Below are 13,972 nucleotides of genomic sequence, written 5' to 3'. Positions count from 1 at the left end.
TGAACTCGAGACGTTGCAGCGATGGCGAACAGCATCGAAATCGTCGTGATCAGCCTGGAAAAGGCCGTCGAACGAAGGCAGATGATACTTGGCCAATTTTCCGGGCTGACGATCCCGTGGTCGTTTTTCGATGCCCAGACCTGTCTCGCCAATCCCGCGCTGAGCTATGACGAGCCGCATATCCGACGCAAGTTCGGGCGAACGCTGTCGGTTCCGGAACTTGCAGTCTGGTCCAGCCATTTCAGCGTGATCCAGCGATTTCTGGAACAGGGGCAGACCGATTATCTCCTCGTTTTCGAAGACGACGTGATTTTCGACGCTTCTTTCCCGCTACGCGCTGTGGTCGATCTTTGCGAGGCGAAGGCGATCCACTACATCCGTCTTTTCGGGATGTATTACGCAGACGCGGTTCGTCTGGGCTTTTTCTACGATCGGTCGATCATACGCTACAAATCGAGCCCCGCAGGGGCGCAAGCCTATGTGATCTCGAAGGAAGGTGCGCGGCGGCTCGTGGCCAGCATGACAAGTGTCGAGGCGACGGTCGATCTGGAGATGGACCATTTCTGGAAGACCGGGCTGCCGATCTATGCGGTGTTCCCCTTTCCGGTTATCGAACGGTTTTCGTCAACCTCGATTCCGATGCACCAGCCCGGCGGCCTCAGCGGCGGAGAAAAGCGCGCCTGGCTGTACAATCGCGCCCGAAGAAGGTTGTCGAAAATGCGTGAAAACCGAAGACTTTTGGACGCGGATGCGGAATTCCGGAAATCGTCGATGGTATTCAAACAGATCCAAGACGCGGACTTGCAAGAGAGTTGACCGGTGGCGGAGCTTTGGGAGACCCGGCGCGCATTCGGCGTATGCCTCCGTTGACGGGAGTTGGGCTATGAACGTCGAAGAGCTTGCGGCACTGGCTGATGCCGGAACGCTGCGCTGCGATGTGCTTGTCGTCGGTGGCGGGCCGGCCGGGCTGACCGTCGCGCGCGCGCTGGCCGGAACCCGGCGCGATGTGTTGGTCCTCGAAAGCGGTCGCTTGCAGGAAGCGCCGGAGACCGAAGAGCTGAACACGGTCATCGGCGATCCTGACGCCTGGACGGCAGAGCAGTTGCGCCGGCGAGAAACGTTTCACGCACCCCAGGCGCGGCTCTGGAGCAATGACCGCCAGGCATTCGGTGTTCGCTGCCGCGCATTGGGCGGGTCAACCGCGGCTTGGGCGGGCAAGTCGGCGGCTTTTGACACCATCGATTTCGCTGCAAGACCCTGGGTGCCAAATAGCGGCTGGCCGGTTCGTCGTGATGAGATCGAGTTGCATTTGGATCGGGCGGCCTCTTCGCTGAACCTTGGGGTCAACTGCTACGACGACGGTTTGTGGGAGGTCATGCACCGCCGTCCGCCGGAACCGCGCCCAGATCCCGCGGTGATGGGGTCTTTCTTCTGGCAGTTCGCCAGGTCGACGATCGACCCGATGGACGTCATGCGCGTGGGCGCCGAGTTTCTGGCCAACCCTCCGGAAAACTGTCGCGTGCTGACCGGCGCAACGGTGCTGGAGGTGCTGACCGACCCTTCGGGTGGTCGTGCCACCGGCGTTGCGGCCGGCGACATGTCGGGCCGGCGGCACATCATCGAGGCGCGGGCCGTCGTTCTGGCCGCCTCGGCGATCGAGAATGCGCGCCTTTTGCTGAATTCTCGCTCCGAGGCGCATCCCGATGGGGTGGGGAACCGGCATGGCAATGTCGGGCGCTACCTGATGGATCATCCAAGCGCGGTCGTCGCGCATTTCGAACCGGACGCGGTGGTGCGGATGGCAGAAATGTTCGGCTTCTTCGGGGTCAAGTCCGCAGCCGGCGTGAACATGTACATGCGCGGGCTGGCGCCGACGCAACAGGTGCAGGAGGCCGAAAAGCTGCTCAACTGCGCTGTCTTCATGCCCGGTGAACGTGCCCCCGACGACCCCTGGGACGCCTTCAAGAGGCTGCTGAAACGCAAGAGCGGCAGTCCCGCCTCCGACGTCATGGCGATCGTCAAGTCTCCGGGCCTTGTCGCCAAAGGGGCGGGGCGTCTGGCCTTTCAGAGCAAATATTTCCCCAAGCCCGTTTCACGATTTGTGATCGATCAGATCATCCGTTTCCGGCCCTCTCTGGCGGTTGAGGAGTACATGACCGGCGGCGTGCCGCACAAGCTGGTTGGCCTTCCCATCCATGCGATCTGTGAACAGGCGCCCGACCGCGACAACCGCGTCTACCTGTCAGACCGGACCGACCGCTTCGGCATGCGACTGCCGGCTGTGCGCTGGAAGGTGGGCGAGATGGAGACCGGCACGCTGATCCGTTTGACCGAGATCGTGCAGCGGTCCTTGGGTGCGGCGGGTTTGCCGAAACCGGTGGCCGAACCATGGGTGACCCAAAAAGACGGCGCGGCGGCGGCGATCATCGACATGGCCCATACGGCGGGAACCACACGCATGTCCGAGACCCCGACGACCGGCGTGGTCGATGCGAATTGCAGGGTCTTCGGCTGTGACGGGCTCTATGTTGCCGGCGGGTCTGTCTTTCCGACAAGCGGTCATGCCAATTCGACGCTTATGATCGTGGCCTTCGCCCATCGCCTAGCCGATCATTTGGCCGGACAATTGCGGTGATTTTCACTTGTCATTGGAAGCGCCCGGCGAAGGGCGGCTTCCGCACGCTGGCGATCGGAGGAGTATGGGGCCGGCTATCGCGCGCCATCCGCGTGCAGCACTCTGATCCTGCGCCGCGCCGAGGTCGTCCAGCCGGGTTCGGCCGGACCCAGCTCGAAGTCCAGCGTGTCGCCTTCGGCGAGGTCGAGTTCCAGATCGCCCAGCATGAACGCCTCGTCGGTAATCCTGTCGACTTCGCGCAAGATCGTGCCGTTGTGGCGGATGATCAGCCTTGAGGGCTCGCTGTCTTTCGATGCCTTCCACCAGCCTTCAACCCTGTAGGTCCCGGGTTCGGAGGCCGTGAAGCGTTCGATGGCATGGTATGGCCGGTCGTTGAAACTTGCCGTCACGACCCCCCTGTCGCCGATGCGAAGCGGATTGAGGTCCGTAGCGCCGACATAGGAGGTCCAGTTCCAGTCGATGGTTTCGAGAGGCGTCAGTCCCCTCACCGGACGCCGGGCGAAATACGTCCAGGGGGCGCTGTTGAACTGATACTTGGTGTCTGCGACGACCGGCGTTTCAACTATGCTGACCGAAACACCGTCCCCGAGAATGACGATCGGTACGTCCGACAGCCGCGTTGTCGGCGCGATCTCATCGCCCCGCATGTCAAGAAAGGTGGCGTCGCCCTGTACTTCGATCGCAGCATCGCTTGCCCAGGCGACGAAACCGCGCCCGCCCTCTCCGAATTCGAAAAGGCGCACGGCCGAATTGTCGCTGCGCGAAGCGGCACGGCCGAGCGGCAAGAGCTTGTCCTGGAGTAGACGGAAGGCCGCCGCTGCGGGCTTCTCGACGTCGCCGCCCTGTTCGTACAACCCCATGTTCGGCCACCACTGCTCATCCAGCAGCGCGTACCAATGGGCCTCGGCAACGCCTGCGGCTGCCATGATACTCACCATCTTGACCATGAAGCCCGGCGCATCCGTCGGATCCTCGAACCAGTTTCCGAACTCGGTCACGTAGATCGGCTTCTCACCGCCGAATTCGCGCATAAGCGCCTGCAGCCGCTGTAGCTCCCACGGCAGGCTGTCCGGATTGTCCCGGTAGGGGTGAACCGAAATGGCGTCGCAGGATTGAAGCCCGCCATGCTCGAAGAACGCGCGCAGGAATCCCAGAGAGATCGTGTTGACACCCGAGCAGGAAAACTGCGCCTCCGGATGATCGCGCGCGAGCCTTTCATCAACGGCGGCCACGAGCTTGGCAAAGTAGAAGGGGCGGTCTTCGCTGAAAGGCCCGCGGGTGAAGTTTTCGGTGTTCACCTCGTTGCCGATCTCGATCGCCACCGCGTCGGCCCCGTAACGTGTCAGGATCGCGCTGATATAGGCGGCAAAGCCCTCTCTTCCTTCATCGGTATAGGGCGAGTTCTTATCGTCGTAGAGCGGGTTCGACTCGTTGACGACAATGAAAGGAACGAGCCCCGCGTCGATGATGGGAAGCATGTATTTGTCCGCGACATCGAACGTGAATTCGCCGCGTGTCGTTTCGACCGTATCCCAGTCTATTTCGTCGCGCACCGCGTAGGCGCCCAGATCCTTGGCGGTGTCGATCAGTCCAACATCCCAGCCTTGTTTGAAATGGGTCTGCACGCCCAGCCGGAAAGGCTGCTCGGTGCCCTGCGCCGACGCAGCGGCGGCACTCATCGCAATCGATAAAACAACAAGGTAAATCCAGACCATCCTGCCGGGCAGCCTATCAAGGTTGGGCTGCCTGCCAAAGTCAAATGATGCGGCGTCGGGCATCCTGACCGTATCTTGATCGATCTTCCGCCGCGTCGGCCCTAAGGCGTCGGAAGCACCAACACCCGCCGTTTCAGAAAAAGCAGCATCAAGAGGCTCCAGACCACCGCTGCGGCGGCCAGTTGTGCGGCAAGACCGGCGGTGTTGCCAAGAATATCGGGTGACATTTCCGTTCCGACGATCACCGCCGCGATGGCGGTCGCCAGCCCGAGGCCTGGCACGAAGGTTCCGATCAACTGTCGAAACGACATGTGGAGAGCCCGCACCATGACAGTCATCGAGATCACCGCGACGAGTGCCGAGCTCGTGAGATGCGCATAGCCCGCGGCCTCTGCGCCGTATCTTGCGAAAATCAGCAAGAGCAGCAGCAGCGTCCCCGCACCCAAGAGCCGGATGGCGAACTGGTGCCGCCCCCGTCCGGTGGTCATCAACGTTGGCTCCAGCAATGCGCTGAGAAACGAGATTGCGCGCGACACCGAGAGGATCGAGACAACACCCGCGGCTGGCAGCCACGTCTCGTCGAGGATCGTGGAGACGAGCTCGGGTGCCAGGAGCGCCACGGTTGTGCTCATCGGCCAAAGGATTGCCGCGGCAATCGACATGTTGGCGACCCAGGCATCGCGCAGCGGGCGAATGCCCACCTCCTCCTTCTCGATCCTGCTGAATTTCGACCAGCTGAGTACGCCAAGAGGCTGCAGGACGAGATCGGACGCGGTCATCGCGATTCGCGCGCCGCCGCGATATGCCCCGATCACCGAGGCAGAGGCGAACGCCCCCAAGATGATATCGGTGCCGTAATTCGTGAACAGATGGACGGAGGTCGTGCCCCATAGCGGAAAGGCCGTCGTCGAGGCTGTACTGGCCGTCGCGCGCCGCAGCCGCAGCCGCGGCAGCCGTTTCACCAGCCCGCCTGTTATGATTATCCCGACCAGAAGAGAGAGATAGCGCGGCGCGATCAGGGCCTCTATTCCCCAGCCGCGCTGCAACATGACGATCGTCATGGCCAATGCGCTTGCTTCAGCGACGAGAACGTAGAGGCTGGCCGCGCGTACCCGCTTCTTGCGGACGAGTTGGGCCTCCCACCAAGCGGTCGGCACGAGGAGAAATGGGAGCGGAGCGAGCGCGATCAGGGCAAAGCCCTGCGCCGTTTGCAGCCCTCCGGCGCCGAGGCCGAACAGCGCGATCACAACCATGCAGAGTGCACCGACGGCTGCGTTCAGCCAGAACAGCGTGTCGCGGTCATCGACGAAACGCCTGCTGCGCAAGAGTGCCTGATAAAAGCCGGTGAAGATGAAGGTGTTGCCGATCACCGCGGCGGCCCAGGCCAGCGCATAGGTGCCGAACACTTCGAGGTCGAGATACCGCGAAGCAACCGCGACCGAAATGAACGAGATCACCTGCCCGAGTATTCGTGCGCTCACACCAACGACGAAAGGCTCGGCAAGCTTTTTCAACATGGAGGTCCACGGTCCCTTCGCGCGGGGGGCGGGCAGAGTGCCACCCCACAGCAAAACAAAGCTCACATAGCTCGCGGCGAAGCACGTTCAAAATTTCGGTTAGACGCAATTCACATGGCAGTCAAGAACGGCGCCGGGTCTGAATACGCGCGGCCGTCGGTGTCGGCGCAAGGCCGCGCCCGGCAGGCGGTCCTTCGCTGCGCCGCGCGTTTCCAGCGACACGGCAGGGGCCGGAACTACGACCGGACCGGTCTGGCAGCACGGAGCGATTGGCGGTGTCGGCAAGCAGGAAAACGGCGATCACCGGCGATTGTTCCAGGCCGCAGACGCCGCCGTTGCGCGGATGGCGCGAAGGGTTTCACGCCACCAGTCACGCGCGCAGAAATGCCCGAACGCATGATGGCCCGCGTCGCAACGCCCGGCCTCGTCAGTGATGGCCGCGGTGCCGAGAACACTTCGGTGGCACGTCGGGCGGTCCTGGGTTAACTCTCGAGATGGATCACTCGACGGGGGCAGCCCAATGCGTGTCGTGCGGAAACTCATTGTCTTCGCCATCGTTGCCTTCGGGCTCTTGGTCGGTGTTCAAAGAGTATATGTGGAGACTTACAAACAGGCGCCGGTGAAACGGCCAGTGGGGGCGGTCGTGGTGCTCTCGTCAGGTCCGGTGGGGCCCCAGCGGAACGGCCGGACGGCGGTGCGCACGCGCGCCGGCGTGGATCTCTACTTCGAGCTCTCCAATGCGGGCGACACACCGCGCCTCGTGCTCTCGGGCGGCGGGGGCGGGCAGAATAGCATGGCTGAGGGCATGAAGGAAATCGCGCTCGATGCGGGTGTGCCTGCGGAGGTGATCCTCGTCGAGGGCCGATCCGGATCGACCCTTCAGAACGCCTTGTTTTCGCGCCAGGCGATGGGCGACAACGTTCCGGGCCACCTGGTCATCGTGACTGACCGTTTTCACATTCCACGCGCGTGGGCGAGTTTCCGTTGGGCGGGTATGAGCGACTTTGTCCTGGTGGCCGCAGATGGCGAGGACGAACCGGTGGATTGGGACAACCTGATGGGCGAGGCCGTGAAGTGGCCGGTAAACATTGCCCGGGCTGTCGCCTACTCCGCGCTGAGCGCGGCAGGCTGGCCGCAGCAAGAACTTCTCTGGATGATAGAGTAGCTAACACATCGGCGGTGCAATCCCTGGGCGGCGTTGGTATTGAATTGGGTCCGCCCGCGATTCCACCAAGGCCACGGCACCCATTGCAACAAATGGTTGTGCCCGGCTTTCATCGGGCGATCCGGGAGAGGGCGCCCAAGGTGGGCTTGCGGGCAAAAAACGGACCCGTTGCCGCTTTCCAAGACATTGTTCCAAAAAGATATTTACGTTTTCTCAAGTGGTTCGATCACAAGGAGCGGCCGAGGGCACGCCAACCGGCGTTTCATCTCTGGATAGAGCCACCTTGTCGGCGCGGCTTCCAGGCCGAGCGGCTGCCCGCTGCCGCATCCGATTGACGTTACCAGACCTGTAATGTACGCTTTTCCTAGGCACTTGGAATGTGCCGAGGGACAATTGACGCGTGTTGTATGGTTGTGTGAGCGGCTCGCGCTCTTATTTATTGTGAGCGAACAAAGCATGAATGAACAAAGAACTCTACCGGACAATCGCACCGGCATCTCGAAGATTGATTCTTTAACGATTTTTTCGCACGCATGGGCCGCGCAGAGCATGGTGCAGCTCGTGTTCTATTACCACTGGGCTGTCGACGGGCTGATCCTCGGCTATATTTTCGCGGCTCTGGCGATTGCCGTGTTCATGTTTCCGGGCCGGATTTGGCTGTTCGCGGCGATGATCGTCTCGAGCATCGCATATTTCGTGTCGGAATGGCCGTTCGTCGTGAACCACATCTTTATCGACACCTTCTTGTCGGTATGCATGCTCGCAGCGCTCGGTCTTACCGCATTTCACTTTTGGCGTTCGAAAGAACCGTTCGACCGACAAATCGCCGATGCCTGGTTCCAGAAATTCGCACCGGTATGTGGCGCCATCTTCGCGTTCTTGTACTTTTCGATCATCATATCGAAGCTGAATGCAGGGTTCTTCGACCTCAGTATCAGTTGCCTGTACGGCATGATTGAAGAAGCCCACGCAGAGCGGCCGTACATATCACCATTCCTGTCACTGGCCAGCGTCGAATTCTTCTTCTGGTTCTTCATGGTCGCAGAAGCGCTGCTGCCGGTCATGCTGGCGTTTCGCCGGACCCGGCTGGTCGCTTTCTACTTCGGCGTGCCGTTCCACATCCTGCTGGGCCTGATGGGACACTGGCCGTTCTCGTCCTTCATGATCTCGCTCTACATGCTTGTGGCCATGCCGTCCCTCGTGGAGGTCGTTCGCAGCGGTGCGGGATATCTCGACAGGCTGCGTGAGAAATTGCTGCCCTCGACGCCTGCGCCGTTGGCCTTTGCGGCCTGCAGCGGGCTGTTGCTGGCAAGCGCCGTGCCGTTGAAGCCAAGCCTTGTCTGGCTGGTCTGGACGGTCGTGGCATCGGCCGCGATTCTCTTCGCGGTCGTTCGTGAGCATTGGCGTCACGGCCTGTTTGCAGGCACCGGCGTGACCGAGATGTGGACTGCCAAGCCCGGCGTGCTGTGGGTCTTTTTTGCGCTTGTCGTGCTCAACTCCGCGTCGCCCTATATCGGCTTCAAGACGGAAAACAACGTTGCGATGTACAGCAACATGCGCACGGAAGGCGGGGTGAACAATCACCTGCTGTTGCCGGCTGTGCCCCTGTTCCACTTCCAGGACGACCTGGTCGAAGTCGTCGATTCCAACAACGAAGAGATCCTGAAGCTGAAGACCCATCCGGCGCGCTACGGCTTTGTCGGCCAGGAGTTCGATGTCTACGTCACCTATTTCGAGCTCCGTCGCGCCGTCAACGAAGTGGAAGACCCCGACCTGGAGATTACATATCTCCGCAATGGCGAGATGCGCACCTTCAAGCGCGGCGCTGAGGACAATGCCGATGCCAATCTGGATGTCCCTCTGCCGCTGCTGCTTGAGAAGGTCGGGTATTTCCGCCCGGTGTTCAAAGGGGAGGTGTCCTATTGTCTGCACTAGACATGCCCGATCCGGCCAAGGCGGTGCCGGCCGGAGAGGATAACTGGCTGCTATACGACGGCGACTGCCCGTTCTGCAGCCGGTATGTGGCGCTGGTGCGCATCCGCGACGCCGTCGGTCCCCTGCGGCTGATAAATGCCCGCGAGGGCGGCCCGGAATTCGACGAGGTCATGGCCAAGGGGCTCGATCTCGACGGGGGCATGGTGCTCAAATTGTCCGGCCAGTTCTATCATGGCCAGGACAGCATTCATGCCTTGGCGCTGCTCAGTGCCGCGACAGGGCCGATCAGCCGCTTCAACGGATGGGTGTTTCGTTCAAGGACGCGTGCAGCGGTGCTGTATCCGGTGCTGCGCGCCGGCCGGAACATGACGCTCCGCCTATTGGGGCGCAAACGAATCCGGCCGGAATGACGTCTCCGGCCCGACTGCGACCGCGCCGTATCTTGACATCTTCGAAAGGCGTTTAGAGGTGCATTGATGTGGTTGTCCAGTCGTCAGAGCCGGCCCCGTCTCCTGATCGACGTGAACGCGATTGACGCCGCGCCGCTTCGTAGGCGCGCCTCGCGTCGGACGGTCTGCGCAAGGAGGAGAGCGCCGTGACGCCCTGCTGGCATGGATGCGCCAAGCACGAAATTTTGTCGATATTGCAGCGGTATAGTACGTGAAGAAATAACGATCCCATCGTCGGGCGTGGATTGTCCACTGCTGCCCGGCAACCGGGCAGAAATCCTGTACACCGCAAAACGCCGCAGGTTACCTTCGGTCACAGTAAATTACGAATCGCTTTTTTACGGGGGGCACTGGGATGGAAAAGCTTTCGACGAGCGAAGGCCGTCGCGGCAAAGAGAAGCCGAAATCCGCGGAAATGAGACCCGGACCCGGCTTCATGGTGCGCCGCACTTTCAAGCGGCCGAATCCGTCGCTGGTCGACCGGCTGCGACAGTTCGAGTCCCCGGATATTTCGGACATGATGAATCGCATGTACACGATGGGGCGGGAGATCCATAATCTCGCGAACGACAAACCGCTGTGGGGTCCGGCCCTGACGGTGAAGTGCTTTCCAGGCGATAACCTGATGGTGCACAAGGCGCTCGATCTCGCCGAACCCGGCGATGTTATTGTCGTCGACGCCAGCCAGAGCCTGAGTGCCGCGGTGATCGGTGACCTTGTGGCCAACAAGGCGCGGCACCGAGGCATTGCCGGTTTCATCATCGACGGGTTGATCCGCGATCTGCCGGGCGTCACCGAATGCGGATTGCCGGTCTTTGCCAAGGGCGTCACGCCCTTCGGCCCGCTTCACCGCGGTCCGGGCGAGATCAACTATCCGATCAGCGCCGGCGGCATCGTCGTACAGGCTGGCGACATCCTTGTGGCGGACCCGAGCGGCGTCGTGGTCGTTCCGCAATGGGCGGCAGAGAATGTGCTGGAGCGGCTCGAACTCAACCGCGAACAACTCGAGGCCTACGTTGACAGCGTGAAGCGTGGCGTGTTCTCGAACGAGTGGGTTGACAAGCAACTGGCGGCGGACGGGTGTCTCTTCGATGAGTGATGCCGCCGCGCCGAAGCGCGGCCCTGTTTCCCTTGACGGACGAATGCGTCAGCGCCTCGACTGGATGGCACGTCGCGCACTCAAACTCGCCGATCTTCGCAGCGTCCTGAAGCGGCGCCGGTTCGGCCGGCTGCGCAACGAATTCTACGAGACCCTCTGGCGGGACGCCGCGCAAGAGCTGGGCGCAGACTACAGCGACATTGGCGGGCTCAAGCGCATTTCCCTGAATGGTCTTGTGACGTTTGTTTCGCACTCCGACCTTATGTTGGATGACGTGATCACCACGCGGGTCATGGCGCACAAGGCGGTCACCTATCGATTGCTTTCGGACAAGGGCTATTCCGTGCCGGATCATTGCGTGTTCTCGCTCGACCGGCTGGGCCGCGCGCGGGACTTCCTCACCCGGATGCCGGGACCGATCGTGGTCAAACCTGCCACGGGAACCGGTGGGGGGAATGGGGTGACCACTGGCATTCGCACTCAGGGAGAGCTGTTGCGCGCGGCGTTGCACGCGGCAAGCTTCAACGCCGAGCTTTTGGCTGAGCCGATGCTTTCGGGCAGTTGCTACCGCTTGCTGTATCTCGACGGTCAATTGCTGGATGCGGTCCGCCGCGATCCGCCGACGGTCTGCGGCGATGGGCATTCCACCATCCACGCCCTTGTCAAAACGGAAAACACCAATCGCCTGTCGAGGCGGCCGATCACCGCGCTGAGCCCGCTTGTAATTGACCAGGACGCTTTGCATCATTTGTCGGCGCAGGGCCTGAAGCCCGCAGCAGCTATCCCGGCCGGCAAACCGATCGTCGTGAAACACGCGATCAATGAAAACGCCGACCGAGAGAACCACACGGTCACCGGCGATCTGCATCCCGATATCGTATCGGCCGGCGCCAGACTGGTCACGGATCTGGGGGTCCGTTTCGCTGGGCTGGACATCATCGCCGACGACATCTCGGCGCCCCTTGGCGCGAACGGCGTCCAGTTTCATGAGGTCAATGTCGGGCCGGGTATCCACCATCATTACCTTGTGGCAGACCGATCCAGGGCAACGCCCGTCGCCACCAGGGTTCTCCACTACCTGTTCGAAAACCGCCAAGGGGTGATGAAGGTTTGAAGCTGTCCACCGCAAATGAAATCTCGCAGGAACTGGAGACATCGACTCCGGTGCTCATACTTGGGGGTGCGGCGAACAGCGCGGCGTTGGCCCGCAACCTCGCCCGCGTCGGAATCACTGTCAGCGCCGCCGGAAAGTCGGGCTGCCTGGCGCTGGATTCGCGCCACTGCCATGGCAAGTTTCGCGCACCCGCCGAATGCTCGATTCAAGACTTCTGGCGAGAGTTGCTGCTGGAGAGGCCGAGGCCGGAACTGGAGGGCAGCCTGATCTTTGCCCTTTGCGATGACTCCATCGAATTCGTCACGTCGAACCATGCCGCGCTTTCGCAACGCTATCTCCTGGAAGGGTTCGACCCCGCCTTGCGGCGCGAGATGCTGGACAAGCGGGCCACGCTGGTACGGGCGCGGGCGGCCGGGGTGGCCACGCCGAATTTCTGGGATGTGGACAGCGCCGAGAAACTGGAAGAGATCCGGGAGGACGTATCCTTCCCGGTGATGGTGAAGCCCATCCATTCGCATCTCTTCATTCCGGTCTTCGGCCGAAAGCTCTTTATCATCGAAAGCGATTGGGAAGAGCTGGTTGAAAAGGTTCAATTGGCCCAGGCCGCGAATTGCGACGTAATGGTAATGGAAATGGTCCCGGGCCCTGACAGCCTTTTGTCCAGCTATTACACCTATATCGACGAAGATGGAAAATCTCTTTTTCACTACACCAAATGCATTATTCGCCGCTACCCGGTCAATCGGGGCGGCGCCTGTTATCATCAGTCGAAATGGCTGCCCGAAACCGCCGAGGCGGGCCGCAAATTCTTCGGTTCAATGCCGTGGCGTGGCATGGCCAATATCGAGTTCAAGCGGGATCTGCGTGACGGCAAGCTGAAGGTCATCGAGGTCAATCCCAGATTCACCGATGCACATCGCATGGTGGTTTCCGGCGGTTTGCCGATCGACGAAATGATCTATCGCAGACAGACTGGGCAGGACGTTCCCGCTTTTTCAGGGTACGAAGAGAACGTGCGCATGTGGAACCCGCTGCGCGACTTCCTCGCCTTTCGAGAGCTCAACAAGCGTGGCGAGTTGAGCTTCCCTGGCTGGATCAAGAGCCTCATGTCAGGGCGCAAGGTCTTGCCCATCCTGAGCCTGACGGACCCGATGCCGACGGTGGTACGGTTGCGCGAAGAGTTCGGGCGCGCGTTCAAGCGTCTGGGGAAATGAAGGATGCTGCGGGTTGCAGTTTCCGACCTTCGCGGCTTCGTGGATGCCCTTATGAGCGCCGCTGGCGTCGATGGCGCCGAGGCGGAGGTGCTCTCGGATAACCTGCTATGGAACGATCTCGCCGGCCGCGCCAATCACGGGGTCGAGAGGCTGCCCATTCTGCTGCGCAGGGTAAAGGCCGGACTGATCCGGACGCCCGCGCAGATGAACCTGCAAGAGATTTCGCCGTCGGCGGCGCTGCTGGATGCAGACCACGGCTTCGGGCAGGTGGCTGGTACGCGCGCAACGGACCGCGCCGTGGAATTGGCGCGCGCGACCGGTGTGGGCGCCGTCGGAGTGCAGCGCAGCAATTTCTTCGGCACGGGCGCCTATTACATCAACCGCGCCGCAGAGGCGGGGATGATCAGCCTCGTTCTGAGCAACTCCTTTCCCAAGGTGGCTGCGGAGGGCGGCTACAAGCCCGTTCTGGGCACCAATCCCTTCGGCTTCGGCGCACCGGGGCGCGATGGCCGTTCGCTGATCGTCGACATGTCGACGGCGGGATTGGCCGGGTCAACCGTGCGGGCGTACCAACGAAATGGTCTCGACCTGCCCGAAGGGTTGGTGGTGGACGATCGCGGTCGTCCGGTGACCGACCCCAACGAGGCCATGAAAGGGACGTTGCTGCCGGCGAGCGGTGCAAAGGGATTCGGGCTGGCCCTGATGGTCGAAGTCTTGAGCGGCGTCCTCACCGGGGCCGGCATTTCCTCCCAAGTGGCCTCGATGTACAAGGATTTCGAGCGGCAGGGGAACAGCGGCCATTTCATCGTGGCGCTGGATGTCTCGAGATGGATGCCGCTCGAGAGCTTCTTCGAACGGATGGACGTGCTGGCCGACATGGTTGCGTGCTCGGGCCCGGCGGGCAGCGTGCGGTTTCCCGGCGAGGCACGCTGGAATGCGATGGCTGAAAACCGGGACCGCGGGATTTCGCTAGAAGCCAAGACCTCGACGGGGCTTCGGGAGCTGGCCGCCGGGTTCGGCATCGACGTTCCCTGGCAGGGCTCGGGCCCGGCTGTCTGATGCCGCGGTTGACTGGTGCGGTCCAGTCTTTGGAATGATGCGATGTCCTGCGGAACGGCTTCGCCGTCGA

At 61.7% G+C, this 13,972-nt stretch carries 11 protein-coding genes; 9 read left to right on the top strand and 2 right to left on the bottom strand.

Annotation, left to right across the window (positions count from 1 at the left end):
- Positions 1 to 21: 21 nt before the first annotated feature.
- Positions 22 to 816, top strand: a complete 795-nt coding sequence (locus Ga0609869_RS15365; protein WP_125403292.1) for a glycosyltransferase family 25 protein — start codon at positions 22 to 24, stop codon at positions 814 to 816.
- Between the two features lie 67 nt (positions 817 to 883).
- Complete coding sequence (locus Ga0609869_RS15360) at positions 884 to 2,635, top strand: GMC oxidoreductase (protein ID WP_125403291.1); 1,752 nt, start codon at positions 884 to 886, stop codon at positions 2,633 to 2,635.
- A 74-nt stretch (positions 2,636 to 2,709) separates the two neighbouring features.
- Here the strand turns inward: Ga0609869_RS15360 and Ga0609869_RS15355 are convergent, their stop codons facing one another.
- Entirely contained in the window at positions 2,710 to 4,413 is a 1,704-nt protein-coding gene (locus tag Ga0609869_RS15355) for a glycosyl hydrolase (RefSeq protein WP_125403290.1), read from the bottom strand.
- 38 nt (positions 4,414 to 4,451) lie between these two features.
- On the bottom strand, positions 4,452 to 5,867 hold the full coding sequence (locus Ga0609869_RS15350) for an oligosaccharide flippase family protein (protein ID WP_125403289.1): 1,416 nt from the start codon (positions 5,865 to 5,867) through the stop codon (positions 4,452 to 4,454).
- Between the two features lie 520 nt (positions 5,868 to 6,387).
- On the opposite strand from Ga0609869_RS15350, the gene Ga0609869_RS15345 reads away from it, so the two are divergent.
- The 7 genes from Ga0609869_RS15345 (at position 6,388) to Ga0609869_RS15315 (ending at position 13,902) form a co-directional block, all read left to right on the top strand.
- Entirely contained in the window at positions 6,388 to 7,032 is a 645-nt protein-coding gene (locus tag Ga0609869_RS15345) for a YdcF family protein (protein WP_170168743.1), read from the top strand.
- 372 nt (positions 7,033 to 7,404) lie between these two features.
- Positions 7,405 to 8,967 (top strand): hypothetical protein, encoded by a 1,563-nt coding sequence (locus Ga0609869_RS15340; RefSeq protein WP_369022871.1) that lies wholly within the window; start codon positions 7,405 to 7,407, stop codon positions 8,965 to 8,967.
- A gap of 2 nt (positions 8,968 to 8,969) precedes the next feature.
- Positions 8,970 to 9,377 (top strand): DCC1-like thiol-disulfide oxidoreductase family protein, encoded by a 408-nt coding sequence (locus Ga0609869_RS15335; RefSeq protein ID WP_125403286.1) that lies wholly within the window; start codon positions 8,970 to 8,972, stop codon positions 9,375 to 9,377.
- Between the two features lie 394 nt (positions 9,378 to 9,771).
- A complete protein-coding gene (locus tag Ga0609869_RS15330; RefSeq protein WP_125403285.1) occupies positions 9,772 to 10,515 on the top strand; it encodes an RraA family protein in 744 nt (247 codons plus the stop codon).
- Positions 10,508 to 11,629: a cyanophycin synthetase gene (locus Ga0609869_RS15325; RefSeq protein ID WP_125403284.1), complete on the top strand. Its 1,122-nt coding sequence runs from the start codon at positions 10,508 to 10,510 to the stop codon at positions 11,627 to 11,629. The genes Ga0609869_RS15330 and Ga0609869_RS15325 overlap by 8 nt, the downstream gene beginning before the upstream one ends.
- Positions 11,626 to 12,843, top strand: coding sequence for a carboxylate--amine ligase (locus Ga0609869_RS15320; RefSeq protein WP_125403283.1), 1,218 nt, complete (start codon positions 11,626 to 11,628; stop codon positions 12,841 to 12,843). Before Ga0609869_RS15325 ends, Ga0609869_RS15320 begins: the two co-directional genes overlap by 4 nt.
- 3 nt (positions 12,844 to 12,846) lie before the next feature.
- Positions 12,847 to 13,902 (top strand): Ldh family oxidoreductase, encoded by a 1,056-nt coding sequence (locus Ga0609869_RS15315; protein ID WP_125403282.1) that lies wholly within the window; start codon positions 12,847 to 12,849, stop codon positions 13,900 to 13,902.
- Positions 13,903 to 13,972: the final 70 nt, after the last annotated feature.

This window comes from Rhodovulum iodosum (assembly GCF_041020385.1).
GTDB classification, from domain to species: Bacteria; Pseudomonadota; Alphaproteobacteria; order Rhodobacterales; family Rhodobacteraceae; genus Rhodovulum; species Rhodovulum iodosum.
This window is presented reverse-complemented; position numbering and strand designations above follow the sequence as displayed.